Raw genomic sequence first — 26,285 nt, forward strand, 5'->3', positions numbered from 1 at the left:
CCGATGTTGCGTCCGGAGGCGCGATCGGAGCGGGCGGGTGCCGTGGGGTGTGCCGTCAGGGTCTCAGCGGTCTCTCAGCGCGGGACAGGGCGGTCAGTGGGCCTTCGGCTCGCGCGTCGAAGCCTGGGACTCGGCGGCACGGGAGGCCATGGCGTCCAGGGGCTCTCCGTGCTCACCGTGCAGGTCCTGGTGCTCCAGCGAGTCCGACCGTCCGATGACCTCCTTGGCCACGAAGAAGGCCAGGGTCCACAGGGCCATGAAGGACAGCCCCGGGATCCAGGCGTTCTCCAGGCTCCAGAAGCCGATGGCCACCACTGAGCCGACCAGGAGGCCGAACACGAAGAGGAAGGCGATGAGATTGCCGACGAGGTTGCCCTGGCCGGAGTAGGCCTTGACCTTGCCGTTGCTGATCATGTGGTGGTTCCCCCTGAGGAAGTCTTCATGGCCCCGCTGGGCGGCCAGTGGTCGATGTCCGTTGCTCAGTAGCTGGCGTCGGCGCCGGCTGCGGACGTCGTGTCGTCTGCTCCCACGATATCAAGAGAGGAGCTCGCGCCGATGCGTGTTGCCCCCGCTGAGACCATCGCGACGGCGTCCTCGTAGGTGCGCACACCGCCGGAGGCTTTGATGCCCAGCCGGCCTCCCACGAGCCGGTGCATCAGGGCGATGTCCTCCGCCGTGGCCCCGCCGCCGGCGAAGCCCGTGGACGTCTTCACGAAGTCCGCGCCCGCGGCCTCAGCAGCCCGGCACACGAGCTCCTTGGCGGACTCGCTGAGCAGGGCGGTCTCGAGGATGACCTTCAGGGTGGCGCCCCCGGCGTGCGCCGCCTCGGCGATCGCCCGGATCTGGGACTCGACTGCTTCGGCGTCACCGGCGTTCGCCGCGGCCATGTCGACCACCATGTCGATCTCTTCGGCGCCGGAGACCGTCGCCTCCTGGGTCTCGGCGACCTTCGCCGCCGTCGTCGTGGCGCCGAGCGGGAAGCCGACCACGGTGCAGGTCCTCACCGGGCTGTCGTCCAGCAGCTCCACGACCAGCGGCACCCAGCGCGGGTTGACGCACACCGACGCGAAGCCGTGCTCGCGGGCCTCGGCGGCCACACGGCGCACCGTGGACTCGTCGGTCTCCGGCTTCAGCACGGTGTGGTCGATCAGGCCGGCCATGTCGCGGGGGGCGGGGACAGGGGCGCCGTCGGGCGTGGTGCTCATGGGTCTCTCCTGCGCGGATGTCGCTGAGGTCGTGTCTCGGCGGGTCGGCCGAGGGATGGTGGATGCCGTCTGCGGCGGTCAGCCGAGAAGCCGCTCCATGCTCTCACGGAGCTCGCCCAGCCGCGCGGCGGCACGCTGCCGGGCCTCCGCGATGGCCTCGGTGGAGGAGTCGACGCCGGGAGTGTCGGCCACGGCCTCCAGATAGCACTTGACCTTGGGCTCGGTCCCGGAGGGCCGCACGATCACGCGATCGCCCTGCGCGGTCAGGTAGATCAGGGCGTCGGTCACGGTGGCCTCGTCGAGGACACCGCCGGGCAGCGGGTCCCGGGTCAGGTCCAGGGCCTCGACGACGGCGGCCCCGGCGATCTCGGCCGGCGGCTCCGGCCGCAGCCCCGCAGTGACCTCGCCCAGCTGGCTGAGGTCGTCCACCCGGATGGTCACCTGGTCGGTGACGAACACCCCGGCCTCGGCGGCGATCTCGTCCAGGGCGTCGACGGCCGAGCTGCCGCGGGCCTTGAGATCGGCGACCAGCTCCGCGAAGATCAGCGCCGCCGAGACGCCGTCCTTGTCCTTGACGTGCGTCGGATCGACGTTGAAGCCGATGGCCTCTTCGTATCCGAAGCTCATGTGCTCCACCCGGGCCAGCCACTTGAATCCGGTCAGGGTGGCCGAATGGCCGACGCCGCGGACCTCGCAGAGCCGCTCCAGCAGCCGGGAGGAGACGATCGAGTTGGCCATCACCGGCGCCGCGCCGTCCGCGGCGCCCCGCAGCGGACCCCGGCGCAGCAGATGGGCGCCGAACAGCGCCCCCATCTCGTCGCCGGAGAGCTGCCGCCACCGGCCCGTGGCGGGGTCGACGACGGCGGCGGAGAGCCGGTCGGCGTCGGGGTCGTTGGCGAGCACCAGGTCGGCGTCGTGCTCGGCGGCGGCCTGCAGGGCCAGGTCCAGGGCGCCGGGCTCCTCCGGATTGGGGAAGTCCGCGGTGGGGAAGTCGGGGTCGGGGTCGAACTGCTCGGCCACCGGGACCACGCGGGCGAAGCCGCCCTTGCCGAGCAGCTCGGTGACCATCTCTCCGCCCACGCCGTGCATGGCGGTGTAGACGACTGTCAGGTCCCGGTGCGGGAACTCCGCCGGATCCAGGAGCTCCAGAGCCTCCTCCCGGTAGGCGGCGCGGGCGTCGTCGTCGATGGGCAGCGTGCCCTCGGGCATCTGCGGGGCCGCCGCCGGCCGGACCTCCAGGTCGCCGGCGAACTCCTCGGCCACCACGGCGGCGATGGTCGCCGCGATCTGCGTGTCCACCGGGGCGGTGATCTGCGCTCCGGCACCGCGGCCGTGAGGCTCCAGCAGGCGGGACAGCACGCCGCCCAGATAGACCTTGTAGCCGTTGTCCCGGGGAGGGTTGTGGCTGGCGGTCACCATCACACCCACCGAGGCGTCCCGGACCAACACCTGACGAGCCAGCAGGGGAGTGGGGCCCGGTCGGTCGAAGGCGTGGACCTCCCAGCCGGCCGCCGCGAAGATCTGGGCGGTCTCTGCGGCGAACTCGTCGGACTGGTGACGGGCGTCGTAGCCGATCACGATCCGCCGCGCGCCGGCGGCGTCGCCGTCCGCCTCGGCCAGCTTCTCCTCGGCGTGCCGCAGCAGCCCCGCGGCGGTCTGCCGGACCACCAGCCGGTTCATGCGCAGCGGGCCCGGGCCGAGTTCGGCGCGCAGCCCGGCGGTGCCGAACGCCAGCCGACCGGCGAAGAGTCGGGCCAGCTGGTCGGCCGCCTCGGCGTCGGAGCCCTCGGCCCGGGTCAGCAGGGAGCTGAGCTCTCCGCGGGTGGCGGGATCCGGATCCAGCTGGATCCAGCGGCGGACGGTGCTGCGCAGCTCGTCCTTGACAGTGACGTTCGTGGTCTCCGGCACTCGTCTCAGCTCCTCGGTCGTGGGCTCACCCTGGTGTCCAGCGGTGGGTCCAGCTTATCCGGGCGCGGCGGCGAGCACGACGGGAGATCCAGCCCTCCTCAGGCCTCCAGGGATCCGGCGATGATCTTCGCCAGCAGCGAGGCGATGCGCGGGGCGGCTTCGCGTCCGGCGTCGAGGACCTCCTGGTGACTCAGCGGCTCGTCGGAGATGCCGGCGGCCAGGTTGGTGACCAGGGAGATCCCGAAGACCTCCATGCCGGCGGCCCGTGCCGCGATCGCTTCCAGCGCGGTGGACATGCCCACCAGGTCGGCGCCGATGATCCGGGCGTGCTGGACCTCGGCGGGGGTCTCGTAGTGCGGGCCCGGGAACTGCGCGTAGACGCCCTCGGGCAGCGCAGGGTCGATCTGCCGGGCGATCTGCCGGATCCGTGGGGAGTACAGGTCCGTCATGTCCACGAAGTGCGCCCCGCGCAGCGGGGAGGTCGCCGTGAGGTTGATGTGGTCCTTGATGAGCACGGGAGTCCCGGGCGCCCAGTCCGGGTCGAGTCCGCCGCAGCCGTTGGTCAGCACCATGGTCCGCGCCCCGGCCGCTGCCGCGGTGCGCACTCCGTGGGCCACAGCGTCCACGCCGCGCCCTTCGTAGTAGTGGGTGCGGGCGCCCACCACCAGGATCGTGGCGCCGGCGGGCGTGCGGAAGACCTTCAGGGTGCCGGTGTGGCCGGAGACCCCGGAGAGGTGGAAGCCGGGGACGTCGTCGGCGCTGATCTCGGCGATCTGCTCGCCGAGCTGCCCGGCGGCCTCGCCCCAGCCGGAGCCCAGGGTGCAGGCGAGGTCGAAGGCGTCGACGCCGGCGCGTTCGAGCAGGACAGACGCCGCCTGTTCGGCGAGCTTGTTCGCCGGGGCGGTCGGGTCGTTGGTGGGGGTCAGGTCGGGCTCATGGGCCACGTGCTGCATGTTCTCGCTCATCGACACCAATCTACCTGGGCGGTCCCGCGGCCAGCTATGAAAACCCCCGACGAGTCGGCACAATGGTCCCCGTGACTTCACCTGACTTCCGCACGCACTTCGCCCCTGACCGTGTTGCGATCCTGGGCGGCGGCCCGGGCGGATATGAGGCCGCGCTCGTCGCCGCCGACGCCGGGGCCCAGGTCACCGTGGTGGAGGACAAGGGGCTCGGCGGCTCGGCGGTCCTCACCGATGTGGTGCCGTCCAAGACGCTGATCGCCACGGCGGACGCGATGCGTCGGGTCAACGCCTCCACCGCCTTCGGCGTCCGCTTCGGAGACCACAGCAGCGACGCCTATGAGACCGAGGCCTGGGCCGACATCTCCAAGGTCAACGAACGTCTGCTCAAGCTCGCCCATGACCAGTCCCGGGACATCCAGGCCTCCCTGGAGGCCATCGGGGTCACGATCATCAGGGGCCGCGGTCGACTGGTGCCGCCGCATCACCTCGAGGTCACCACTGCCGGCGGGGAGACGCAGCTGGTGGAGGCCGACGCCGTCCTGGTCGCCACCGGGGCGCACCCGCGGGAGCTGCCCAGTGCGCAGCCCGACGGCGAGCGGATCCTCAACTGGACCCAGGCCTACAACCTCACCGAGGTGCCCGAGCACATGATCGTGGTCGGCTCGGGCGTCACCGGTGCCGAGTTCGCCTCCGCCTACCGGCGCCTCGGGGCCGGGGTCACCCTGGTCTCCTCGCGTGACCGCGTGCTCCCCGGAGAGGACGCCGACGCCGCCCGCGTGCTGGAGAACTCCTTCGCTCGGGTCGGCGTGCAGGTCGCCTCCCAGTCCCGTGCCGAGGCGGTGGAGCGCACCGCCGAGGGAGTGCGTGTCACCCTGACCGACGGCAGCGTGCTCGAGGGTTCCCACTGCCTGATGGCCGTGGGCGGGATCCCCAACACCGAGGACATCGGGCTGGCCGAATGCGGCGTGGAGACCGCCGAGTCCGGGCACATCCTGGTGGACAGCGTCTCCCGCACCACCGCGAACAACGTCTATGCCGCGGGCGACTGCACCGGGGTCATGCCGCTGGCCTCCGTGGCCGCCATGCAGGGCCGGGTGGCGATCTCCCACATGCAGGGCGACGCCGTGAAGCCCCTGAAGCTGCACCAGGTGGCCTCCAACGTGTTCACCTCTCCGGAGATCGCCACTGTGGGGGTGACCCAGGAGCAGGTGGACTCCGGGAAGTATCAGGCCGACGTCGTGAAGCTGGACCTGGCCACCAACCCGCGGGCCAAGATGACCAACGTCAAGGACGGCTTCGTCAAGATCTTCTCCCGCAAGGGTTCGGGCACGGTGATCGGCGCCGTCGTGGTCGCCCCGCGCGCCTCCGAGCTGATCTTCCCGCTGGCTCTGGCGGTCACGCAGAAGATCCACGTCGACGACGTCGCCGCCACCTTCACCGTGTACCCGTCGCTGTCGGGCTCCCTGGCGGAGGCGGCCCGCCGCCTGCACGTGCACCTGTAGCACCCGGCCCGACGGGTCCGCTGCCCGCGCCTCGCCTGATCAGCGCGCGATAGCATGCGGATATGACCTCACGCACACCCACCGCCGTCGACGCCCACGCCGAGGAGCACTTCGAGCGGCTGCTCGCGCTCAGCCCAGAACAGGCCACGATCCTGGGTCGACGCGGCGTCGAGACCGAGTACTCCGACCTGTCCCCGGCGGGACGGGAGGAGGTCGTCGCGGAGCACCGTCGGGCACTGGCCGGGCTGGACGGGCTCATCCCGGAAGACCACACCGACGCGGTGACGCTGCACGCGATGCGTGAACGGCTGGGCCTGGAGGTCGCCCTGCACGAGACCGGTCGCACTGAGCTGAACAACCTCGCCTCCGCGCCTCAGGACGTGCGCATGGTCCTGGAGCTGATGCCCCAGGACACCGCAGAGGACTTCGCCCAGATCGCCGGGCGGCTGCGCAACCTGCCCGGTGCGCTGGACGGGTACTGGGAGTCGCTGCGCCACTCGCGCAGCCTCGGTCAGGTCCCGGCCCGTCGACAGGTCGTCGCCGTGGCCGAGCAGTGCCGGGACTATGCGCGGTCCGAGGGCGCTCTGAGCACCTTCGTCGACGCCGCTCGGAGAGCCGGAGTCCAGGAGAGCACGGTCGACGAGGTCGCCGAGGGCGTCGCCGCGGCCGCCGCAGGCTACCAGCGGCTCGCGGGCCGGCTCTCCGACGATCTGCTGCCCGATGCTCCCGAGGAGGACGCGGTGGGCCCGGACCACTACCGGCTGGCCTCCCAGGTGTTCACCGGGACCGTGCTGGACCTCGAGGAGACCTACCGGTGGGGGCTCGAGGAGCTGGCCAGGATCGTCGAGGCTCAGCAGCAGGTGGCGGAGAGGATCCGCCCCGGCGCCGACATCGCGGAGGCCAAACGGATCCTGGACGAGGACCCCGCCCGGCAGCTGCACGGCACCGAGGCCCTGCAGGCGTGGATGCAGCGCCTCTCCGACGACGCCGTCGCCGCGCTGAAGGACACCCACTTCGACATCCCCGCACCCATGGACGTCCTGGAGTGCCGCATCGCACCCACCCAGGACGGAGGGGTGTACTACACGGGCCCCAGCGACGACTTCACCCGGCCGGGCCGGATGTGGTGGTCGGTGCCGCCGTCGGACACCCGGTTCACCACCTGGGCCGAGACCACCACGGTCTACCATGAAGGCGTGCCCGGCCATCACCTGCAGATCGCCACCGCCACCCTGGTGAAGGACCGACTGAACTCCTGGCGGCGCCACGGCTGCTTCGTCTCCGGATACGCCGAGGGATGGGCGCTGTACGCGGAGACGCTGATGGCCGAGCTCGGGCACCTCGACGACCTCGGCGACCAGATGGGCATGCTGGACATGCAGCGTATGCGGGTCGCCCGCGTGGTGTTCGACATCGGGGTCCACTGCAGAATGCCGGCGCCTCGGGAACACGGCGGCGGAACCTGGACCCCGGAGGCAGGGCGCGCCTTCCTCCGGGAGCACCTGCCGATCTCCGAGGCTCAGCTGGACTTCGAGTTCCTCCGGTACCTCGGCTGGCCCGGACAGGCGCCCTCCTACAAGGTGGGTCAGCGCATCATCGAACAGCAGCGGGCTCGGCGTGAGACCGTCGACGGGGCCGCCTTCGACCTGCGAGCCTTCCACACTGAGGTCCTCCAGCTGGGCATGCTGGGGCTGGACACGTTGAGCTTCGCGCTCTCTCGGGACTGAGGGGCTCGCCGACGATGGCACGCAGACGCACAGCCATGGACTGGCCGACCACTCTCAGAGCCGCCGTCCCGGCGGGGGAGATCCGACTCCGCCCGCTGACGATGCGGGACGAGCACCGCTATCTGGCACTGCGGGCGGCCAACCGTGACTGGCTCGCCCCCTGGGACGCCACCACCCCCGAGCATCCTGTCACGGAGGTGACTCCGGCCGGATTCCGGGAGATGGCCCGCACCATGGCCCGCCAGGCCCGGGCCGGCAGCCACCTGCCCTGGCTGCTGTGGTTCCGCCCCGCGGAACAGGGCGACGTCGTCGCCGACTTTGAGGACGCCGCCGAGCGTCTCATCGGCCAGGTCACCGTGGGCCCCATCATCGGAGGGTCTGCGCGCAGCACCTCGATCGGCTACTGGATGGATCAGGGGCACGCCGGGCGTGGCCTGATGACCGCCGCCGTCGCGCTGGCGTGTGACCACCTGTTCATCTCCCGGGGTCTGCATCGGGTGGAGATCAGCATCCGGCCGGAGAACGCCGCGAGCCTGCGCGTGGTGGAGAAGCTCGGCTTCCGGCAGGAGGGACTGCGTGAGCGGTTCCTGCACATCGCGGGGGAGTGGCGGGACCATCACAGCTTCGCGCTGACCTCGGAGGAGATCGGTGACGGGCTGCTGAGGCGGCTGATGTGACACGCCTCGCGTCGCCGGCCGCAGATCGCCGGAACCGGGCCGCGGATCGGCTACGCTGGTGCCGTACCTCATGATCTGCGTAACCCCCGGTGTGCAGGACGCGATGGTGCCGACGAAGGGCAGGTGGACTCACGGTGACGCTGGGCATCGGTCGCCTCGACATGGCGATCATCAACGTGATCCCCAGCCTGCCCATCCACTCGTCGGTGCTGTTCGCCCTGATCGCCGGGCTCTTCCTGGCGGCGCTGATCATCCGGGCCCAGCGCCTCCCGAGCCGACCCTCGGAGACCTCCCGAAGAAGGGCAAGCATGTCTGCGACCACTCCACGCGGCGGAGCCAGCGCCGCATCGAGGACCGGAGCGCCCGCGGCCGCGGCGTCGGGCCGACTCACCATCCACTGGGGCAGGACCCTGGTGACGGTGATCGGGCTGATCGCGCTGCTGGCCGCCGTCGTCACCGGTGTCCTGGCCGCCGTCACTTCACTGACCGTCGTCACCCCGCTGCTCTGCGCCGCCGTGGTGCTGGCCAGCCTGGCCACGCTGCGCACCATGGCCGTGACGCGCCGTCGTCGTGGCCGGCGGCGGCGTCTCGACGCCGCCCTGCAGGAGGCGATGAACCCGGACGTCGACGCCGCGGGGCTGCGCCGTCCCACCGTGCCGAACACGGCGGCGGCGGTGCCGGAGCAGACCGGCCGCACGGCGCCGTTCGACGCCCTGACCTCTGATGAGCGCGGCGTGGGCGGTCCGCGGTCGCTGCAGGAGGTCGACGACGACGGCCTGCCGGTGGACCTGGCTGAGACGTTCCCCGCTGATGAGGAGCCCGCCGCACCCGCGGCAGCCGCCTCCTCGCCGGCCGAGCCGTGGGAGCCCCGGGAGCTGCCGCTTCCGAAGTACCTGGAGGCGGAGAAGGCCGAACGGCCCCTTCCGGAGCCGCTCACGCCGTCGGAGCCGAAGCCCTCCGGTGAGGTGAAGATCGGCCGGACGGCCTCGAGTCCGGCTGTCGCTCCGCCGACGCCGACCCGCCCCCAGACGGCGGTCCAGCAGTCCCTCGACCTCGACGCGGTGCTCAAGCGCCGACGCGCCTGAGCCGCGACCACTCCATGGCCGTCGACCTACCGCCGCAGGCCCCTCGGGCCGCCCCTTCGCCCAGCACGGCGCAGCTGGAGGCCAAGCAGCTGGCCTTCATGGAGTCCTATGACGCCCACTCGCCGATCTCGGTGGCCGTCCAGCACACGGGGGTCTACGCCACCTCCATCCACCTGGAGTCCCTCCAGCACCGTCCCGGCGCCGGGGTGACCGGCATCTACCGTGTGGCCACCGCCCGCCCGGTGGTGCCCCGGCACTGGCCCTCCGGGGTGTACACGGAGACCTCGGACCACGTGGACGAGCTCTATGTGGGGATGACGACCGAGTCCGTGCCGGCCGACGCCGACGGCATCGTCCACTCGCACAGTCCCTACGGCCGACTGGCGATCTGGCAGCATCCGTTGGACCCCTGCCTTCCCGGTCTGCGCCTGGCCACCGACCCGGCCTCCGTGGTGGAGCACTGGGGAGCCGGGCGACGGCTCGTCGCCTTGGAGACGATCAGCTACCGGCCGCTGCGCCGGGCGGTCATCGCCGCGGACTTCGACGACGGCACGCGCCTGTACCTGAAGGTGCTGCGGGCCGGACGGGCGCGCGACCTCGATGCCCGCCACCGTATGCTTCTTGACGCCGGCATCCCTGCGCCGCGGCCGGTCCGTGAGCCGGTGGGCGACGTCGTCGCGCTGCAGGAGGGAGCGGGGGAGTCGCTGGCGGAGCAGCTGCTCGCCGACGGCGGCGCGGCCGTCGACCCGTCCCGTTTCGTCCAGCTGCTCGATGCGATGCCGGCGGCGGTGATGACTCTGCCGGCGCGCGACGCCTGGACGGACCGCCTTCCTGCCTATGCCTCCGCGGCCGTGTCGGCGCTGCCGTACTGTGCCGATCGGATCCGCCGGCTGGAGCGGGCCATCATGGAGGGGCTGCCGCTCACTCAGCGCGGCCCTGTGGTGCCCACCCACGGTGACTTCTACGAGGCGAACGTCCTGATGCAGGAGGAGACGATCTCTTGCCTGCTGGACGTGGACTCCCTGGGGCCGGGGCACCGGGTGGACGACCTGGCCTGCTTCCTGGGGCACGTCGCGGTCCTGCCGGCGGTGGACTCGCGGTACGTCCACGCCCCGGCCGCCCTGGACCGGTTCGCCCGGGTCTTCGCCCAGGCGGTGGATCCTCAGGCGCTGCGCCTGCGGGCGGCTTCGGTGGCGCTGTCCCTGGTGGCTGGCGCCCGGGACTCGCGGCGGGATGGTTGGGAGGCGCAGGCCGAGCATCGGCTCACCTGTGCGGAGGCGCTGCTGGGCTTCGTCAGCGCCGGGCCAGCTCTTCCGCAGTGGCCAGACGATATCCGGCGCCCCGCACCGTGACGATCCGCTCGGCACCCAGCTTGGCGCGCAGGTACCGGATGTAGACGTCGACGACGTTCGAGCTGGTCTCCGAGCTGGACTCCCAGACCATGTCCAGCAGCTGGTCCCGTGAGAGGACCTGCCGCGGATGTTCCAGCAGCACCTCTGCCAGGGTGAACTCCCGGGCGGAGAGCTCCACGGCCCGGCCGTCCACGCTGGCCTGCCGGCTGGGCAGGTCCAGACGGAGTCCGGCGTGCTCCAGCTCGGTGACCTCCTCGGGGCCGCTGGGCGCCTGCGGGTCGGGCCGCAGGCGCAGCCGGACGCGGGCCACGAGCTCCTCCACCCGAAACGGCTTGGCCATGTAGTCCTGGGCACCCGAGGACAGCCCCTGGACGGTGTCCTCCACGGAGGACCGGGCGGTGAGGATGATCACCGGCACCGCGTTGCCGGTGGAGCGGACCTTCTGCAGCACCTCGAAGCCGTCCATCTGGGGCAGCCCGAGGTCCAGGATCACCAGGTCGAAGTGGGCGTTGGCCAGCGCCACGATCGCCTCCGTCCCCGTGCGGGCGATGTGCGGCTCGAAGCCGGCGGCTCGGAGTCCTTTGGCGACGAATGCGCTGATCCGTTCTTCGTCCTCGACGACGAGGATCCTGCTCATCGGGTCCCTCCTGGGTTGGTCAGACTGGTCAGGCTGGTCACGCTGGTCGGGCGGGCGGTCTCGAGCATCTCGAGACTCTGGATCGGCAGCACGATGGTGAAGGTGGATCCATGACCCGGGGAGGACATGACGTCCACCCACCCGCCGTGGCCCTGGGCGATGCTGTCCACGATGGTCAGCCCCAGCCCGGAGCCCTCCGTGCGGGAGGAGTTCGTCCCGCGGGCGAAGCGGGAGAAGATCGCCTCCTGGTCCTCTGGGCTGATCCCTGCTCCGGAGTCCTGCACCCACAGGCGCAGGGCGCCGCCGCGCAGCGCGGAGCCCACCGCGATCTCGGAACCGGGCTCGGAGAACTTCACGGCGTTGTGCGCCAGCTGCAGCCACGCCTGGGTGATGCGCTGGGCGTCGAGGGGCACGACGGCCCGGGCCGTGCCGTCCTGCCGCCACCTGCGGTCACCCAGCAGGGCCGCCTTGTCGAAGACCTGGTCGGTGAGCAGGTCCACATCGGTGGCGGCCGGGGCGAGGAAGTCCACCTGTGCGGACTTTGCCAGCGTGACCAGGTCTTCCACGAGCCGACTCATGCGGTCCAGCTCATCCAGGCTGAGGTCACGGGTGGCGACGACGTCGTCGGGGTCGTGGGCGTCCACCAGCTCGAGGTGGCCCCGCACGATGGTCAGCGGGGTGCGCAGCTCATGGCCGACGTCGTCGAGCAGCTGGCGTTGGGAGGTCACGGCGGTCTCGAGCCGGTCCAGCATCTCGTTCACGGTGACGGTGAGCTCGCCGAGGTCGTCCCGGGAGTGGACGTCGATGCGCCGCGAGATGTCGGTCTCGGTGATGGAGCGGGCGGTCTGGCGCAGCCGCCGGATCGGCTCGAGCAGGCGCCCGACCATCAGCCAGCCGACGACTCCGGTGATCGCCACCGCGCCCAGGCCGACTCCGGCGTAGGTCAGGAACGTTCGGTTCAGGGCCGTCATCCCTGCCTCGACGTCGACGGCCAGCACGAACAGGGTGTGCGAGTCGTCCTCGGCCATCTGCACCGGCACGGCCACGGCGCGGTAGGTGGAGACATCGGTGGTCACGGTCTGGATGCGCCTCTCGGTGATGGGATCCTGCGCCAGGACCCAGTCCAGGAACTGAGGGTCGTTCTCCAGCCGCACCGGCTGCTGTGCGTTGGGGGTCTGGCGTACGTTCCCCTCCCGCATCGCGACCATGGACTCGTTCTCGGCCAGCAGAGTGCGCTGCATGCCCACGTAGATGAGCCGGTCCGCGGTTCGCCACGGCTCTCCGGTCTCGGGGTCGTTGCCGTCCTCGCCGAGCTGGATGAACTCGGTGACGGTCCGGGCCAGGGAGTCGTCCATGGTCCGGTAGGTCTCGACGCGCTGGAGCAGGTAGGCGGCCGTGCCGGCCAGCACGAGGGTGAGCACGGTGAGGAACACCATGACCAGCAGCGCCCGCGTGCGGACGGTCAGCTGTCTCACGGCTTCATCCGGCGCTTGAGGCGCGTGAGCTCCCGCCGCAGCTCGGCGGCCTCCTCGGGCTTGCCCTGCCGCATGAGCGCGTCGATGCGCCCTTCCAGCGCCTCGGCGACCAGATCATGCTCGGACTGCCGGTCGCCCACGGCCATGCGCAGGATCGCCTCGGCCTCGTCCGCGCGGCCCATCTCCAGCAGGACCTTCCCGGCGAAGATCTCCGCCCCGCCGGCGGACCGATCGTCCCCGGCGGCGAGGAACAGGTCCGCGGCGTCCAGGGCGCGGGCGACGGCGGCGGCGCCGTCGCCGAGGGCCACATAGCCGCGCGCCAGGGAGTCGGTGATGTCGGCGACCTGCCAGTCGGTGCCGTGCTCCTGGGCGACGTCGAGGGCTTCCTGCAGATGCGCCACCCCGGAGGGGTCCTCGGTGCGGGTCAGCAGATGGCCCAGCGAATGCAGCGCCTGGACGAGCACCGCAGGGTCGTCCTCCTGGGAGGTCCGGGCCAGTTCGAGGGCCTTGCGGTGGTGCGACTCTGCGGCGTCGAGGCGCTCCAGAGAGGCCGCCAGGGAACCGGCGGCGAGGTGGGCCCGCGCCGACTCTTCGATCTCGTCCACCGAGCGGAAGAGGGCGGCGGCCTCCTCCCAGTGCGCCATGGCCTCCAGGGGGCGCTTCTGCTGGGTGACCGCGTGGCCGAGACCCATGAGCGCCCGCGCGCGCACGGACGCGTCCTCGGAGGATCCCGTCAGCCGCACCGAGAGGGCGTCGAGGACCTTCTCTGCCTCCTCGAACCGCTCGAGCTCGAGCAGCTGCTGGCCCAGGGCGAGGGTGAGCATCCGCGATTCGGGGAACTCACCGAGCTCTGCCTGCTGGACGGCGACCCGCCACGCCAGCACGGAGGTCTCGTCCTGGTCGGCGGCGGAGGTCAGGCTGGCCAGCAGGGCCGCCGCGGAGGCCGCACCCTTGCGCACTCCGCAGGCCGCGTAGAGCTCGGTGGAGGTCATCGCGTCGGCGATCGCCTGCTCGGGCCGGTCGTCATGGTGGTGGATGGTGGCCCGCAGCATCGCCATCGCTCCGCGGACCGCACGGTTCGCCGGCGCGGCCATGACCTCTTCGGCCACGTGCAGGGCCCGGGCGGACTCGCCGGTAAGCAGCAACGTGTGGGCCAGGAACATGCGGGCCCCGGCCAGCGCCTCGGGGCGATCCAGGCGGATGAGGATGTCGACGGCCTCCTCGACCACCGGCAAAGCGGCCTCGGGGCCCTCGTCATGCAGCACCCGGACCGCCTGGGAGGAGAGCACATCGGCCAGCTCCAGGCTGGGTCGGCCAGCGGTCGCATCCTCGTCGCGCAGCTGCTCGGCCACACGGGCCAGGATCTCGCCCTCCACGTGATCGGGTTCTCGCAGCAGCATCGGGCCCAGCTCCTCTTCGATACGGGCCTGGCGCGTGCGCCTCAGCTCCCGGAGCAGGGCGACACGCTGGGTCACGTAGGGAGTGGAGGCTTCCGTGTCGCCGCGCATCTCGTGGACGCCGGCGAGGATCCGCAGCAGCATCAGCCGGTTCTCCGGGTCCTGCCCGCCGGCGGCGGACAGGCCCGCCTGTGCGGCGGCAGCGGCGGCTGAATACCGTTCGCCGTAGGCGGCCTCGTAGGCCAGGTCCAGCCAGCCGCGCGCGGTCTCGGCGCGCGGCTCATCGGCCTGCGGTCCGTGGAGCAGGGACTGCAGACGGGTGATCAGCGGCGCCGCACCGCTGAGCTCCACCTCGACATCGGCAGGATCACGTGTCATCACCTCCAGCCTAAGCGTTCAGGGCGCGTGACGTGCACGGACGCCGTCGCGCGTGTGCGGCCACGGTGCCTCCTGCTACGCACTGCAGGCCGGCGGTCCGCCCCTAGAATGGCAGCCATGACCTCTCCGCCCGGCCGTCGCTCAGCCCTGCTTCCGGCCCTGCTTCCGGTGCTTCTTCCGGTGCTCCTCGTCGTCTCGGCCTGCTCGGGGCCGCCGCCTGCCCAGGAGCCGACGGGGGAGGCGGCCGAACGTGCGTGGACCATCGCGGTTCCGGACCACGGACTGGACCGGACGGTGGCGCACATCTATTCGCTGGCGCTGAACTCCCGGGAGACCCCTGCGGTGGTGGAGCCCCGCGACGCCGACGTCGGCGATCTCGTCCTGGCCATGGCCGAGGAGCAGGATCCCGGTTACGACATGGTCCTGGCACGGACGCTGCCGCTGGCCGAGCAGCTGCAGGCGGAGGACGACACGGCCGAGGAGGTGGAGCCGGGTCCGTCCGCGGAGGAGCTGCTGGACGTCGTCGAGTCCCAGCTGGAGGCCCAGGCGCCGGGCACCGAGCTGCTGGAGCCGGCTGCCGCCGTGCTCTCGAACGCCATGGTCATCACCACGGTCACAGCGGAGCAGCATGAGATCGACCTCAGCGCCGAGGCGGACGATCCCGCCTTCGCCACCGCCTGTGACGAACTGCGCATCGGCATTCGGCAGGACCTGCCGGATCCGGAGCCGCTGCTGGAGGAGCTCTATGACTGTGAGCCGGAGGAGGTCCTCACGGGCACCGAGGCGGAGCTGCTGCATCAGGTGATCACCGCCGAGATCGATGCGGCCATCATCACCGACTCCCATCCGGGCATCCTGGAGCACGCGCTGGTCGCCCTGCAGGACGGGGAACAGGCGTTCGGAGAGGAGCAGCATGTCCCGGTGGTCCACGCCGGGATCTCCGAGGAGATGCCTGATGTGGTGGACCAGATCGCCGCCCGGCTGGACGACGAGGCGATGGTGACCCTGCGGCAGCTCATCGACGGTGACGACGGGCTGGACCCGCAGGAGGCCGCCGAGTACTGGCTGGTGGAGGAGAACCTCATCGCCGAGCCGGAGGACTGGGGCTGAGCCTCGCGGAGTGCGCGAGGAGTCTTCAGGGTGTCATCTGCGCCGGGCCGCCCCGCGGTGAGGCAAGATGGGGGAATGCAGGAGTTCGAGGATTTCACCCAGTCGCCCAAGCTTCGGGACGTCCGCTACGACGTCCGCGGCCCGATCGCCCAGGAGGCGGCCCGGCTGGAGCGCGAGGGGCACAGGATCACCCGGCTGAACATCGGCAATCCGGCCCCGTTCGGCTTCGAGGCGCCGGACTCGATCCGGATGACCATGATCAACAACCTGGCGAACGCCCAGGGCTACTCGGACTCGCAGGGGATCTACTCGGCCCGCATCGCGGTGGCCCAGTACTACCAGTCCCGCGGCATGACCGACACCGACCCGGATGACATCTACCTGGGCAACGGGGTCTCCGAGCTGATCACCATGGTGCTGCAGGCGATGCTGGGCCCCGGGGACGAAGTGCTGATCCCCGCTCCGGACTACCCGTTGTGGACCGGTGCGACCACCCTGGCCGGGGGCCGGGCCGTGCACTACGTCTGCGACGAGCAGAACCACTGGTGGCCGGACCCGGAGGAGATCGAGTCGAAGGTCACCGACCGCACCAAGGCCCTGGTGATCATCAACCCGAACAACCCCACAGGGGCGGTGTACCCCCGCCATGTCCTGGAGGCGATGGCGGACATCGCCCGCAGGCACAACCTCATCCTGCTGGCCGATGAGATCTACGAGAACATCACTTTCGACGACGCGGAGATGGTCAACGTCTGCACGCTGGCCGACGACGTCTTCACCATCACGTTCTCCGGACTGTCGAAGACTTGGCGGGTGGCGGGCTTCCGGTCCGGATGGATCTTCGTCTCGGGGCCGACGCACCGGGCGAAGAACTATCTGGAGGGCCTGACCCTGCTGATGAACATGCGTATGTGCGCCAATGTGCCGGCCCAGCATGCGATCCAGGCGGCCCTGGGAGGTCACCAGTCCATCGAGGACCTGATCGCGCCGGGCGGGCGTCTCTACGAACAGCGCACCACGGCCCACCGGCTGCTGGCGGAGATCCCCGGGGTCACGGTGGAGCAGGCCGACGGCGCCCTGTACCTGTTCCCGCGCCTGGACCCGGAAATGTACCCGATCAGCGACGACGAGCAGTTCGTCATCGAGCTGCTGCGGCAGCAGAAGATCCTGGTCTCCCACGGACGGGCGTTCAACTGGATCGATGACAACCACTTCCGGCTCGTCACGCTCCCCAGTGTGGAGGACCTGGAGGTCGCCATCGCCGGGATCGCCGAGTTCCTGGAGGAGTATCGCACCGCCGCGGCACGCGGCTGAGAGGCCAGCCATGGGAGACCAGCCCTTCGACGCCGACCCCCGCCGGATCTTCAGGGCCGATCGGTGGGGATCCCCGCTGCGTCTCGACGAGGTCCCCACCCGGCGGCGTCTGCAGTTCTCCGGCAAGAAGGCCCGGGGCCAGAGGCTGCTCGCCGAGCGTGCGGAGGTGTTGGCCGAGGCGCAGGAGCGGCTCTGGGCGCATCAGGCGGCCGCAGGAGAGCCGACCCGCCGCGCCGTCATGGAGAGACTCGTCCACCGGGCGCCGTCTGGCGAGGCGTCCGAGCGGGATCGCCCCGCACGGCTGCTCACCTCCGAGGTGACGGCCGCCCTGGCCGAGGTGTCGCCGGGGCCTCGGGTGCTGCTGGTGCTGCAGGGGATGGATGCCTCCGGCAAGGGCGGCACCGTCAAGCATGTGGTCGGGTCGATGGATCCCCTGGGCGTCTCGGTGACCGGCTTCGGTCGGCCGACGGAGGCCGAACGGCGCGAACACTTCCTGCGCCGGATCATCCGCCGGCTCCCGGCGCCGGGCCATGTGGGAGTCCTCGATCGGTCGCATTATGAGGACGTGCTGGTCCCGGCCGTCACCGGGACGCTCGGCCCGGAGGCCCTGGCCGAACGGACCGAAGTCCTGCGACTGTTCGAGGAGGAGCTGGTCCGCCGCGGCATCGCCGTGGTGAAGGTGTTCCTGCACCTGTCTCCGCAGGAGCAGCTGGAGCGCCTGCTCTCCCGGCTGGACCGTCCGGAGAAGCACTGGAAGTACGACCCCTCCGATGCTGACGCACGGGCTGACTTCGGTCTGTTCCGCACTGTCTACTCCGGGCTGCTGCAGGCGACCGACACCGACTGGGCTCCCTGGCACGTGGTGCCGGCAGACCGGAAGTGGTACTCCCGACTGGCCGTGCAGGAGCTTCTGATCTCCACCTTGGAGGACCTGGAGCTGGGGTGGCCGCGGGCCGGATTCGACATCGAGACGGAGCGGCAGCGACTGCTGAGCAGCTGAGCTCCGGCGCGCCCCGCAGCAGGTCAGCCGGCTGCGGTTCAGCCCTGGTCGGGTTCGGCCCCCTCCAGGCTGCGCCGGACCTCCTCCAGGCGGGCGGAGGCACCGTCGAGCCACCGCTCGCAACGGTCGGCCAGAGCCTCACCGCGCTGCCAGAGGGCGAGCGACTCCTCCAGCGGGGCGCCCCCGGTCTCCAGCTTGGTGACCACGGAGATCAGCTCCTCCCGGGCCTGCTCGTAGCTCATCGTCTCGATGTCCTCCAGCTGGGCCCCGGCGAAGCTCTGCCCGGGGTCGTGCTGGGGATTCAGCTCGGAGTTCTGCTCAGTGCTCTGCGTCATGTGCTGCCTTCTCTCGATCCGTTCTCGTCCTCGGCCTCGATCACCCGCGCGGCCCGTGCCGTCAGCTCTCCGCGGGCGACCATCACGCGCAGCGGTGCCCCGACGGCGACCGTCTCGGTGTCGCGGACGATCTGCCACCCGCCGCGCGCCGCGGGCAGCCCTTCGGCGTCCAGGGCACCGTCGTCGGCATGGGTCTGGACCACCGCATAGCCGCGGTCCAGCGTGGACTGCGGCGAGAGGCCGGTGACCCGCGCCCGGGCCTGACCGACCCAGTCCCGTGCCCGTGCCACGGAGGCCTCCACGGAGACCAGGGCCCGGCGGCGCAGCCCTGTCAGCTCCTCGGCGCGCACCGTGACCATCGTCTCCGGCTGGGCCAGCACCGGACGGGAGCGTACGGCGCTGAGCCATTCGGCCTCCCGGGCCACCATGCGCTGAACCCCGGTGGACATCCGGGCGCGTGCCTGGGAGATGTTCTCCCGCTCGAGCGCCTCGTCCACCACCAGAAGCTTGGCCGAGCCGGTGGGGGTGGAAGCGCGCACATCGGCCACCTCGTCCAGCAGGGGACGGTCCGCCTCGTGGCCGATGGCCGAGACCACGGGGGTCCGGGCGGCGGCCACGGCACGGATGAGACGCTCGTCGGAGAACGGCAGGACGACCTCTTCCAGCGCGCCGCCGCCGCGGGCGATCACGATGACGTCCACGTGCTGGTCCGCGTCCAGCTCGGCCAGGGCCGCGGCCACCTCCACCGGGGCGGCGGCGCCCTGCGTGGCCACCTCCCGGATCTCGAACTGCGCGGCGGACCACCGGGCGTGGGTGTTGCGCAGGATGTCCTTCTTCGCATCCGAGTCCCGACCGGTGATCAGCCCGATGCGGGCCGGCAGCAGCGGCAGCGGCTTCTTGCGGTCGGCGGCGAACAGCCCCTCGGCGGCCAGCTGCTTCTTCAGCTGCTCCACCCGGGCCAGCAGATCGCCCAGACCCACCGGGCGCATCTGCTGGGTGACCAGGGAGAGCCTGCCGGTCTTCTCATAGAGGTTGGGACGCACCTGGGCCACCACCCGGGAGCCGGGTTGAACCACGCCGTCGAGCCCGGAGGCGACGTTGCGCCAGGCCACCGCGCTGAAGGAGACCTCCTGCTCCAGGTCCCGCAGCGTCATCCACGCATTGCCGTTGCGCAGGGTGAACTCCACCAGCTGGCCCTCCACCCAGGTGGGAGTGACCTTCTCGATGTGCGCCTTGAGCTTCCCGGAGAAGTGGCTCAGCGGCCACGGAGTCTCCGGAGAGGTCTCCCGGCTGTTGGCCGGCATCGCAGAGCGCTGCGGACCGTCCCCGGGGTGTGCCTGGGTCACTGTTCCTCCTCGGACGCCGGTACCATCGGTGCTGCCAGACACTCTACTCATCCCCGCCGACACGTTCCTCCCGGCCGACCGGACTGTGGACGACGCCCCTGGGCTGTCCCGTCCTGTGGAGGAACGCAGTCGGGACGCGGACAGGAGGCTCGTGCGACACCTGCTCAGCACACTGTGCGCCCTGCTCGCCGCCCTGCTGGCGGCGGCCGCGCTCGCCGGAGGCCAGATCGACCAGCTGCTCCGCGAGGAGGAGCCCGTCCGGGAGATCGCCGGAGATCTCCCCGCGCAGGAGCCCTTCGGCGAGGCCGTGGTGGGGCTCCTGGCGGAGGAGCTCACCGGTCAGGACGTCGACGCACTGCCCTCGGGGGTGCGGGACGCCGTCTCCGGGGTCGCCGGATCCCTGCTGCAGGAGGACCGCACCCTCCAGGCCTGGGACGAGACGCTGCAGACCACCCGGGAAGGGGTGGACGCCGAGCTGGACCGGCTGTTCCACGAGGGCGGCACCGGATCCCCCCAGGATCTGGACATCACGCTGGACCTCAGCCCCGTGGCGGCAGCCATGACCGAGCCCCTGCGCGACGGCCTCGACGGGATCCTCGGCTGGCTGCCGTTCCTCGACGAGTCCAGCTTCGACGCACTGGCCCCTGAAGTGGTCGTCGACCTCGACGCCCTCGCCGAGGACGGCGTGGATCCCTACCCCTGGGCGACCGCCGCCGAGGCGGCCCGCCACTGGCCCATGATCGCCGGGGCCGCCGTCGTGCTGGGTGCGCTGGCGCTGCTGATCGGCGCGGGGAGAGGACGCTGGGCGGCGTTGACGCTGGCCGGGCTGGTCGCCGTGGTGGCGGGGATCTGGATGGCGTTGACCGTGGCCTCCCCGGACATGACCCCGCACCAGCCGGTGCCGGAGGCCGTGGCGGTGCTGCTGGACCATGTGGAGGGACGCTTCACGGACTGGGCCCAGCCGGCCTGGTGGGTCTTCTCCGCCGCAGGAGGCGCCGCCGTCGTGATCGGCCTGCTGGGGGCGGCGGCCACCGGTGCGCGGGGGCGACGTTCCGTGGGTCACGATCCCCTGCACCGGGTCTGATTCCGCGGGGTCCGGCCGGTAGACTGGGCCGCATGACTACCAGTGCGACCACGGAAGCTCCTTCGCGCGCCCGGCACATCTCCGTGCCCACGCCGATGGTGCCGCGCAAGCGCCGCAGCCCGGAGGAGGTGGCCGCCGCATCGTCGTTCTCGGGCGATCGGAAGGTGCTGCTCGCCGCCCCGCGCGGCTACTGCGCAGGAGTGGACCGCGCCGTCGTCGCCGTGGAGAAGGCCCTGGAGCGCTACGGGCCCCCGGTGTACGTGCGCAAGGAGATCGTGCACAACCGCCACGTGGTGGACACGCTCACGGAGAAGGGCGTGATCTTCGTGGAGGAGGCCGACGAGGTCCCCGAGGGTGAGCTGCTGATCTTCTCCGCCCACGGCGTCTCCCCGGCGGTGAAGCAGACCGCCGAGGACCGGAAGCTGCGGACCATCGACGCGACCTGCCCGCTGGTGACCAAGGTCCACCGGGAGGCCGTCCGATTCACCACCAAGGACGACTATCACATCCTGCTCATCGGCCATGACGGGCACGAGGAGGTCGAGGGCACCTTCGGGCATGCGCCGGAGAGCACTACGATCGTCAACGGCCCCTGGGAGGTCGACCAGATCGAGGTCCCGGACCCGGACCGGCTCATCTGGCTCTCGCAGACCACGCTGTCGGTGGACGAGACCATGGAGACCGTGCAGAAGCTCAAGGAGCGGTTCCCGAACCTGCAGGACCCGCCCAGCGATGACATCTGCTACGCCACCTCCAACCGGCAGGCCGCCATCAAGAAGGTAGCCCCGCAGACCGACCTGGTGATCGTGGTGGGCTCGGCGAACTCCTCGAACTCCGTGCGGCTCAAGGAGGTCGCCAAGGAGTACGGGGCCACGCGCGCCGAGCGGGTGGACTTCGCCAACCAGGTGGACGAGGCCTGGTTCCAGGACGCCCAGACCATCGGGGTGACCTCTGGTGCGTCGGTGCCGGAGGTCCTGGTCCAGGACGTGCTGCGGCTGCTGGAGGAGTACGGCTACGACGACGTCGAGGAGGTCGTCACCGCCGAGGAGGACATCATCTTCAGCTTGCCTAAGGAGATCCGCAAGGCGCTGCAGGAGGTCGGGGACGAGTCGAACACGCGCGGGGGCCGCAAGCGCGACTGAGGGAGACCTACCACGGGGTAGAATCTGTGCGGTGCGTCACGCTGTGTGATCTGTGACGCCCTGACGACCTCAGACCAGGAGCGCAGATCGATGATGACCCCGAGTTCCCGTGTCACCGGCGACCACCTGAAGAAGTACGACCCGCAGGCCTCTGCCCGCGATCAGCGTGAGCATCTCTCCGTGGGCGCTCGGGCCGAGCCCCTGCCGAAGCCGACCTTCCTGCGTCGCATGATCGGCCTGTTCGGCGGACTGCTGGGTGCGGTGCTCATCTACCTGGTGATGCCCGGCGACCTCGAGGTCTGGCCGCGGCTCACCGCCGCCACTGCCGTGCTGATGGCGGTGTGGTGGATGACCGAGGCGATCCCGATCCCGGCCACCGCATTGGTGCCCCTGGTCGTCTTCCCGGTGCTCGTGCCCGCCGCGGAGGCCGGTGACGACCCGGTCACCGTCGACGTCATCGGTGCCAACTACGGGCACAACATCATCTTCCTCTTCATGGGCGGGTTCATGCTGGCCCTGGCGATGCAGCGATGGAACCTGCACCGGCGGATCGCTCTGATGACGCTGCGGGCCATGGGCTCGAAGCCGGCGAACCTCATCGGTGGCTTCATGATCGCCACCGCATTCCTGTCCATGTGGGTCTCCAACACCGCCACCGCCGTGATGATGCTGCCCATCGGCATCTCGGTGCTCATGCTGGTCCACCGCATCACCCAGGGGGAGGACCCTGCCACAGCCTCGGCCGCCGACGCCGACGGCGACGCCGATCCAGGGGAGGCGGCCCAGGCGGTGAAGTCCAACTTCGGGACCGCCCTGATGCTGGGGATCGCCTACGCGGCCTCGGTGGGCTCGGTGTCCACGATCATCGGTACCCCGCCGAACGCGCTGCTGGTGGGTCATATGGCCAGCAACCATGACGTCACCATCGGCTTCGGCCAGTGGATGCTGGTGGGTGTGCCGATCGCGATCGTGATGCTGGTGGTGGTGTGGGTGGTCCTCACCCGGTTTCTGTTCCGCCCCGAGATCAAGACCATCCCGGGTGGTGCCGATCTGATCAGCCGCGAGCTGCACAAGCTGGGCCCGATGAGCTCGGGGGAGCTGCGCGTGCTGCTGATCTTCGTGGCCGCGGCGGTGGCCTGGGTGTTCATCCCGTTGGTGTCCGAGCAGCTGATGGGCATGGATGACCCGTTCATCTCCGATGCCGGCATCGCCATGGTGGTGGGGCTGCTGCTGTTCCTGCTGCCCGGTGGGGCCCAGCGTGGGGGCCGCCTGCTGGACTGGGAGTACGCGGCGAAACTGCCGTGGGGCGTGCTGCTGCTCTTCGGCGGCGGGCTCGCGCTGTCCTCGCAGTTCTCTGCCTCCGGCCTGAGCGCCTGGATGGGTGAGCAGATGGAGGGCCTGAACACCGTGCCCGTCTGGGTGCTGGTGCTGCTGGCTGCTGCCGGCGTGCTGATCCTGACGGAGATGACCTCCAACACGGCGACGGCGGCGACGTTCCTGCCGGTGGCCTCCGGCGTCGCGATGGGCACCGGTGTCGACCCGCTGGTGCTCGCAGCACCGGTGGCGCTCGCCGCCACCTGCGCCTTCATGCTGCCGGTGGCGACCCCGCCGAACGCGATCGCCTACGGTTCCGGGTACGTGACCATCGGACAGATGGTCAAGGGAGGCGTGTGGCTCAACGTCGCCGCCGTCGTCGTGATTACTCTGGTCTCGATGACGCTGCTGCTGTGGGTCTTCGGCCTGAGCCTGTGACCCGAGCCTATGCCGCCCGTCACTCCCAGCGGATGGCTTTCAGCGTCTGGGTGCCCTTGGTGATGATCACGATGAGGTCGATCAGCTGCCAGATCCCGAACGTGGCCCAGCTGAGGAGCAGCTTCGCGATGCCCAGACCGATGTGCCCGAGGTAGAAGCGGTCGATCCCGAGGGTCCCGAGGAAGAGCGACAGGATGATCGCTACCGCATGGTTCTTGGTGGGAGGCCCCAGGGGCGGGTAGGCCCCGTATGGGGGCGGGGGCTGCTGGCCCTGCTGCGGAAAGTGGGGCGGCTGCTGCCACTGCTGGCCGTGTGGGGGCTGGTGCTGGTCGCTCATGGTGTCCCTCATCGTGGGTGGTGATTCCTGGCAGAGCCTACTACGCCTACTCAGCTGACCGCTGAGACTCCTGCCGCCGGGACGTCACTCCGCGCCGCGGGAGAGCCGGGGGCCGAGCTCGTTGACGTCGGCGTCGACTGGGTCCAGCGTGAGCGTCTCGCCGAGGTCCTCCAAGGGCGCCTGCTCGTCGCCGCCGGGCTCGTCGTCCTGCGGGGCGAGCTGCAGGCGGCTGATCGTCTCCACCTTGGGCAGCACCTGACGTTCCATATTGCCGATCAGCTGGTTGTAGGCGCTCACCGCCTGGCGGAGCCGGTTGCCCGTGGCGGAGAGGTGCGTGTTCATCTTGGCGAGGCGACGGTAGAGCTCCCGGGAGTGTTCCACGATCTCTCGGATGTTCTGCGCGAGCCGCTCCTGCCGCCAGGAGGTCTCCACCGCCTTGAGCGCGGCGAGCAGTGACGCGGGAGAGACCAGCGAGACGCCGCGCGACAGGGCGTGGTCCAGCAGCTCCGGCTCGGCCTCGAGGGCGGAGGAGAGCAGAGACTCGGCGGGCACGAAGCAGAAGATGACCTCAGGGGAGTGCTCCACCGTGGAGGCATAGTCCTTGGAGGCCAGCACTCCCACATGGTGCCTCAGCGCCTTCGCCTGAGCGGCGGGATCCTCCGGGCTCAGTGGGGCCTTGGAGTCGATGATCAGCTGGCGGTTGCCCGGCAGGCGGACCACCATGTCCGGTCGGAGCATGGCGCCGTCGCCTCCGGTGCCGGAGTGCTGCTCCACGAAGTCCACATGGGGGATCATCCCGGCGGCCTCCACGATGCGGCGCAGCTGCACCTCGCCCCAGTACCCCCGCGCGGAGGTGGAGTGCAGGCTCCCCAGCAGCGTCTGCGTGGAGGCGTACAGCTTCTGGTCATTGTGCGCGGCCTCGGTGAGCTGCCGGCTCAGCGCGGCATGCTGCGCGGCCCTTTCCTTCTCCAGCTCCTGGATGCGGCGCTGCATCTCGGTGACGCCCTGGCGCACCGGGTGCAGCATCTCCACCAGGGACTCGCGTTCACGGGCGGCCTCAGCGTCGTCGTCCCGGCGCTGCTCCAGAGCCTGCAGGCGGGCCTTCGCAGCCTCGGCGTCCAGCTGAGCGGCATGCCACGCGTCCCGCAGCTGATCCCGATCATCCTCCTCCGGCTCCCGGCGCAGTCGGCGCAGCAGCACGACAGCGACCACCGCCCCGAGGATCGCGCCGAGCAGCAGACCGAGAAGAAACAGCAAGGATTCCATGCCCACCAGCATTCCATCCTCCTGTGACACGTTCAGTGCAACGGCTCGCAGGGGCAGCCGGGGCCGTGCGGCAGATACGGTCCCACCAGACGTCCCAGCGGATCGTCGGGGTCCAGCGAGGCCAGCAGGGGGTCGCAGTCCGGGGGAGCCAGCCCGTCGATGACGGCGATGGCGAGCAGGACATCACGCCAGTCCGTCACCGCAGCGGTCGTGGGATCGGCAAGGCCGGCTCCGGGAGACAGGGCATCGACGAGCGCGGCGAGTTCAGTCCCCAGACCTCGTTCCGCGAGGATCGTGGACGCGACGTCGCGCGCATCTCGGAGCGCCGTCACGTCGCGTGCCGAGACACGGGCCGCCAGCCGAGGGGAGTCCTCCAGGTGCAGATGAACCTCCCGGATCAGGTCAGTGTTCGGGAAGAACCGGTGGTACGTCACGGAGGCCGATCCGCTGCTGCTCCGCTGGGCCTGTGTCATCGTTCGAGCATAGAGTGTCCTCGTCACCAGATCCCCATCTTCAGGAGTGCCCTGCCATGATCCGCGTGCTGCTGTGCCGCCACGGTGAGACCGACTGGAACCGCGACCACCGTCTGCAGGGCCGCTCCGACATCTCTCTGGCGTCCTCGGGACAGCGGCAGGCCGCCATCACCGGAGGCTTCGTCAGGGCGCAGAACCCTCGGCAGGGGCACGTCTCCTCCCTGGCGCGCACCCAGCAGACCTTTGCACAGTTCGGGCTGGACCTGCGGCCGCGGGTATGGGACGAGCTCATGGAGCAGAACCTCGGGGAGTGGGAGGGCGCCTACGCCGCGGACATCCGTGACCGCGAAGCGGAGGAGTTCGCCGGGTGGCGGGCCGGCACCTACACGCCGGCCGGGGGAGAGACCCACCAGCAGCTGGCGGAGAGGATGCTCGCCGCCTTCTGCGGAATCGTGCGGGACACCGCGCAGATCGAGCCCACAGCCTCGCCGGACCTGAGCTTCGAGGTGCGCACCGCTGTCGCGGTCAGCCACGGCGCGGCGCTGCGGGTGCTGCTGGAGCACCTGGGCCTGATCGACCGGGCCCAGTCCATCCCCCTGACACCCGCTTCGGTGACGGTGGTGGATGTGCCGCTGACGCTGGGGCCGGTGTCCAGCTCCCTGCCGAAGGGTGGGCTCGACGACGGCCGCAGCCAGGACCAGGAGTCCGCACAGATCGCCGCACTGACCGATGAGCAGATCATCGCCCAGTCCCGGCTGCGGGTGCTGAACCTCTCCCCGGAGCTGCTGAACCCGGCCGCGGAGAGCGTGGCGCTGTAG

General features: G+C 70.7%; 24 protein-coding genes. 12 read left to right on the forward strand and 12 right to left on the reverse strand.

Annotated features, from left to right (window positions below; translation table 11 throughout):
- Positions 1–93 precede the first annotated feature (93 nt).
- The 4 genes from ABD658_RS10770 to ABD658_RS10785 all read right to left on the reverse strand — a co-directional run bounded on the left by ABD658_RS10770 (position 94) and on the right by ABD658_RS10785 (position 4,078).
- Entirely contained in the window at positions 94–414 is a 321-nt protein-coding gene (locus ABD658_RS10770; protein ID WP_344681214.1) for a hypothetical protein, read from the reverse strand.
- A gap of 65 nt (positions 415–479) precedes the next feature.
- Positions 480–1,205 carry a deoxyribose-phosphate aldolase gene (gene deoC / locus ABD658_RS10775; RefSeq protein ID WP_344681216.1) on the reverse strand — a complete coding sequence of 242 codons (726 nt, stop codon included), beginning with the start codon at positions 1,203–1,205 and terminating at the stop codon, positions 480–482.
- Positions 1,206–1,283: 78 nt separating this feature from the next.
- Positions 1,284–3,113 (reverse strand): phospho-sugar mutase, encoded by a 1,830-nt coding sequence (locus ABD658_RS10780; RefSeq protein WP_344681218.1) that lies wholly within the window; start codon positions 3,111–3,113, stop codon positions 1,284–1,286.
- A 98-nt stretch (positions 3,114–3,211) separates the two neighbouring features.
- A complete protein-coding gene (locus tag ABD658_RS10785) occupies positions 3,212–4,078 on the reverse strand; it encodes a purine-nucleoside phosphorylase (protein WP_344681220.1) in 867 nt (288 codons plus the stop codon).
- A gap of 62 nt (positions 4,079–4,140) precedes the next feature.
- Here ABD658_RS10785 and ABD658_RS10790 point away from each other — a divergent pair, with 62 nt between their 5' ends.
- The 5 genes from ABD658_RS10790 to ABD658_RS10810 all read left to right on the forward strand — a co-directional run bounded on the left by ABD658_RS10790 (position 4,141) and on the right by ABD658_RS10810 (position 10,421).
- A complete protein-coding gene (locus ABD658_RS10790; protein ID WP_344744524.1) occupies positions 4,141–5,580 on the forward strand; it encodes an NAD(P)H-quinone dehydrogenase in 1,440 nt (479 codons plus the stop codon).
- Between the two features lie 62 nt (positions 5,581–5,642).
- A complete protein-coding gene (locus ABD658_RS10795; RefSeq protein WP_344681224.1) occupies positions 5,643–7,307 on the forward strand; it encodes a DUF885 domain-containing protein in 1,665 nt (554 codons plus the stop codon).
- 14 nt (positions 7,308–7,321) lie between these two features.
- Positions 7,322–7,984: a GNAT family N-acetyltransferase gene (locus tag ABD658_RS10800; protein ID WP_344681226.1), complete on the forward strand. Its 663-nt coding sequence runs from the start codon at positions 7,322–7,324 to the stop codon at positions 7,982–7,984.
- Between the two features lie 134 nt (positions 7,985–8,118).
- Positions 8,119–9,069: a hypothetical protein gene (locus tag ABD658_RS10805; RefSeq protein ID WP_344681228.1), complete on the forward strand. Its 951-nt coding sequence runs from the start codon at positions 8,119–8,121 to the stop codon at positions 9,067–9,069.
- Positions 9,070–9,083: 14 nt separating this feature from the next.
- Positions 9,084–10,421 (forward strand): aminoglycoside phosphotransferase family protein, encoded by a 1,338-nt coding sequence (locus ABD658_RS10810; protein ID WP_344744527.1) that lies wholly within the window; start codon positions 9,084–9,086, stop codon positions 10,419–10,421.
- Here ABD658_RS10810 and ABD658_RS10815 read toward each other — a convergent pair.
- From ABD658_RS10815 to ABD658_RS10825, 3 genes are read right to left on the reverse strand one after another with little or no spacing between them, the layout of a single operon-like run.
- Positions 10,363–11,058 (reverse strand): response regulator transcription factor, encoded by a 696-nt coding sequence (locus ABD658_RS10815; protein ID WP_311025926.1) that lies wholly within the window; start codon positions 11,056–11,058, stop codon positions 10,363–10,365. The two genes, ABD658_RS10810 and ABD658_RS10815, sit on opposite strands and share 59 nt — an antisense overlap.
- The gene (locus ABD658_RS10820; protein WP_344681233.1) at positions 11,055–12,533 is read right to left on the reverse strand and encodes a sensor histidine kinase; all 1,479 of its coding nucleotides are present in this window, start codon (positions 12,531–12,533) and stop codon (positions 11,055–11,057) included. Before ABD658_RS10820 ends, ABD658_RS10815 begins: the two co-directional genes overlap by 4 nt.
- Positions 12,530–14,308, reverse strand: a complete 1,779-nt coding sequence (locus ABD658_RS10825; protein ID WP_344681235.1) for a tetratricopeptide repeat protein — start codon at positions 14,306–14,308, stop codon at positions 12,530–12,532. Before ABD658_RS10825 ends, ABD658_RS10820 begins: the two co-directional genes overlap by 4 nt.
- Positions 14,309–14,425: 117 nt before the next feature.
- Here ABD658_RS10825 and ABD658_RS10830 point away from each other — a divergent pair, with 117 nt between their 5' ends.
- The 3 genes from ABD658_RS10830 (at position 14,426) to ABD658_RS10840 (ending at position 17,732) form a co-directional block, all read left to right on the forward strand.
- The gene (locus tag ABD658_RS10830; protein ID WP_344681237.1) at positions 14,426–15,418 is read left to right on the forward strand and encodes a glycine betaine ABC transporter substrate-binding protein; all 993 of its coding nucleotides are present in this window, start codon (positions 14,426–14,428) and stop codon (positions 15,416–15,418) included.
- A gap of 75 nt (positions 15,419–15,493) precedes the next feature.
- Complete coding sequence (locus tag ABD658_RS10835) at positions 15,494–16,732, forward strand: pyridoxal phosphate-dependent aminotransferase (RefSeq protein WP_344681239.1); 1,239 nt, start codon at positions 15,494–15,496, stop codon at positions 16,730–16,732.
- Between the two features lie 10 nt (positions 16,733–16,742).
- Entirely contained in the window at positions 16,743–17,732 is a 990-nt protein-coding gene (locus ABD658_RS10840; RefSeq protein ID WP_344681241.1) for a PPK2 family polyphosphate kinase, read from the forward strand.
- Between the two features lie 38 nt (positions 17,733–17,770).
- On the opposite strand, the gene ABD658_RS10845 is transcribed toward ABD658_RS10840, so the two are convergent.
- Both ABD658_RS10845 and xseA read right to left on the reverse strand, forming a co-directional pair.
- The gene (locus ABD658_RS10845; RefSeq protein WP_344681243.1) at positions 17,771–18,067 is read right to left on the reverse strand and encodes an exodeoxyribonuclease VII small subunit; all 297 of its coding nucleotides are present in this window, start codon (positions 18,065–18,067) and stop codon (positions 17,771–17,773) included.
- Entirely contained in the window at positions 18,064–19,371 is a 1,308-nt protein-coding gene (xseA, locus tag ABD658_RS10850; RefSeq protein WP_425574507.1) for an exodeoxyribonuclease VII large subunit, read from the reverse strand. Before xseA ends, ABD658_RS10845 begins: the two co-directional genes overlap by 4 nt.
- Positions 19,372–19,564: 193 nt before the next feature.
- On the opposite strand from xseA, the gene ABD658_RS10855 reads away from it, so the two are divergent.
- The 3 genes from ABD658_RS10855 (at position 19,565) to ABD658_RS10865 (ending at position 23,391) form a co-directional block, all read left to right on the forward strand.
- Positions 19,565–20,497: a hypothetical protein gene (locus ABD658_RS10855; protein ID WP_344681247.1), complete on the forward strand. Its 933-nt coding sequence runs from the start codon at positions 19,565–19,567 to the stop codon at positions 20,495–20,497.
- Positions 20,498–20,529: 32 nt separating this feature from the next.
- Complete coding sequence (locus tag ABD658_RS10860) at positions 20,530–21,639, forward strand: 4-hydroxy-3-methylbut-2-enyl diphosphate reductase (protein ID WP_070159824.1); 1,110 nt, start codon at positions 20,530–20,532, stop codon at positions 21,637–21,639.
- A 93-nt stretch (positions 21,640–21,732) separates the two neighbouring features.
- Positions 21,733–23,391, forward strand: coding sequence for an SLC13 family permease (locus ABD658_RS10865; protein WP_425544534.1), 1,659 nt, complete (start codon positions 21,733–21,735; stop codon positions 23,389–23,391).
- Between the two features lie 19 nt (positions 23,392–23,410).
- Here ABD658_RS10865 and ABD658_RS10870 read toward each other — a convergent pair whose 3' ends face one another.
- The 3 genes from ABD658_RS10870 to ABD658_RS10880 form a co-directional block, all read right to left on the reverse strand.
- A complete protein-coding gene (locus tag ABD658_RS10870; RefSeq protein ID WP_344681253.1) occupies positions 23,411–23,728 on the reverse strand; it encodes a TM2 domain-containing protein in 318 nt (105 codons plus the stop codon).
- Between the two features lie 84 nt (positions 23,729–23,812).
- A complete protein-coding gene (locus ABD658_RS10875) occupies positions 23,813–24,994 on the reverse strand; it encodes a DNA recombination protein RmuC (protein ID WP_344681255.1) in 1,182 nt (393 codons plus the stop codon).
- 32 nt (positions 24,995–25,026) lie between these two features.
- Entirely contained in the window at positions 25,027–25,467 is a 441-nt protein-coding gene (locus ABD658_RS10880; protein WP_344681257.1) for a hypothetical protein, read from the reverse strand.
- Positions 25,468–25,523: 56 nt separating this feature from the next.
- Here ABD658_RS10880 and ABD658_RS10885 point away from each other — a divergent pair, with 56 nt between their 5' ends.
- Positions 25,524–26,285 carry a histidine phosphatase family protein gene (locus tag ABD658_RS10885; RefSeq protein ID WP_344681259.1) on the forward strand — a complete coding sequence of 254 codons (762 nt, stop codon included), beginning with the start codon at positions 25,524–25,526 and terminating at the stop codon, positions 26,283–26,285.

It is taken from the genome of Nesterenkonia aethiopica (genome assembly GCF_039534665.1).
Classification (GTDB): Bacteria; Actinomycetota; Actinomycetes; order Actinomycetales; family Micrococcaceae; genus Nesterenkonia; species Nesterenkonia aethiopica.

Excerpts from the sequence above, each read along its gene's own strand:
- ABD658_RS10810 (WP_344744527.1), top strand. The coding sequence starts at position 9,084 with ATGGCCGTCGACCTACCGCCGCAGGCCCCTCGGGCCGCCCCTTCGCCC.
- ABD658_RS10860 (WP_070159824.1), top strand. The coding sequence starts at position 20,530 with ATGACTACCAGTGCGACCACGGAAGCTCCTTCGCGCGCCCGGCACATC.
- ABD658_RS10815 (WP_311025926.1), bottom strand. The coding sequence starts at position 11,058 with ATGAGCAGGATCCTCGTCGTCGAGGACGAAGAACGGATCAGCGCATTC.
- ABD658_RS10795 (WP_344681224.1), top strand. The coding sequence starts at position 5,643 with ATGACCTCACGCACACCCACCGCCGTCGACGCCCACGCCGAGGAGCAC.
- ABD658_RS10870 (WP_344681253.1), bottom strand. The coding sequence starts at position 23,728 with ATGAGCGACCAGCACCAGCCCCCACACGGCCAGCAGTGGCAGCAGCCG.
- ABD658_RS10845 (WP_344681243.1), bottom strand. The coding sequence starts at position 18,067 with ATGACGCAGAGCACTGAGCAGAACTCCGAGCTGAATCCCCAGCACGAC.
- ABD658_RS10880 (WP_344681257.1), bottom strand. The coding sequence starts at position 25,467 with ATGACACAGGCCCAGCGGAGCAGCAGCGGATCGGCCTCCGTGACGTAC.
- ABD658_RS10770 (WP_344681214.1), bottom strand. The coding sequence starts at position 414 with ATGATCAGCAACGGCAAGGTCAAGGCCTACTCCGGCCAGGGCAACCTC.
- ABD658_RS10785 (WP_344681220.1), bottom strand. The coding sequence starts at position 4,078 with ATGAGCGAGAACATGCAGCACGTGGCCCATGAGCCCGACCTGACCCCC.
- ABD658_RS10865 (WP_425544534.1), top strand. The coding sequence starts at position 21,733 with ATGACCCCGAGTTCCCGTGTCACCGGCGACCACCTGAAGAAGTACGAC.
- ABD658_RS10800 (WP_344681226.1), top strand. The coding sequence starts at position 7,322 with ATGGCACGCAGACGCACAGCCATGGACTGGCCGACCACTCTCAGAGCC.
- ABD658_RS10885 (WP_344681259.1), top strand. The coding sequence starts at position 25,524 with ATGATCCGCGTGCTGCTGTGCCGCCACGGTGAGACCGACTGGAACCGC.
- ABD658_RS10790 (WP_344744524.1), top strand. The coding sequence starts at position 4,141 with ATGGTCCCCGTGACTTCACCTGACTTCCGCACGCACTTCGCCCCTGAC.
- deoC (WP_344681216.1), bottom strand. The coding sequence starts at position 1,205 with ATGAGCACCACGCCCGACGGCGCCCCTGTCCCCGCCCCCCGCGACATG.
- ABD658_RS10840 (WP_344681241.1), top strand. The coding sequence starts at position 16,743 with ATGGGAGACCAGCCCTTCGACGCCGACCCCCGCCGGATCTTCAGGGCC.
- ABD658_RS10825 (WP_344681235.1), bottom strand. The coding sequence starts at position 14,308 with ATGACACGTGATCCTGCCGATGTCGAGGTGGAGCTCAGCGGTGCGGCG.
- ABD658_RS10835 (WP_344681239.1), top strand. The coding sequence starts at position 15,494 with ATGCAGGAGTTCGAGGATTTCACCCAGTCGCCCAAGCTTCGGGACGTC.
- xseA (WP_425574507.1), bottom strand. The coding sequence starts at position 19,371 with ATGCCGGCCAACAGCCGGGAGACCTCTCCGGAGACTCCGTGGCCGCTG.
- ABD658_RS10830 (WP_344681237.1), top strand. The coding sequence starts at position 14,426 with ATGACCTCTCCGCCCGGCCGTCGCTCAGCCCTGCTTCCGGCCCTGCTT.
- ABD658_RS10875 (WP_344681255.1), bottom strand. The coding sequence starts at position 24,994 with ATGGAATCCTTGCTGTTTCTTCTCGGTCTGCTGCTCGGCGCGATCCTC.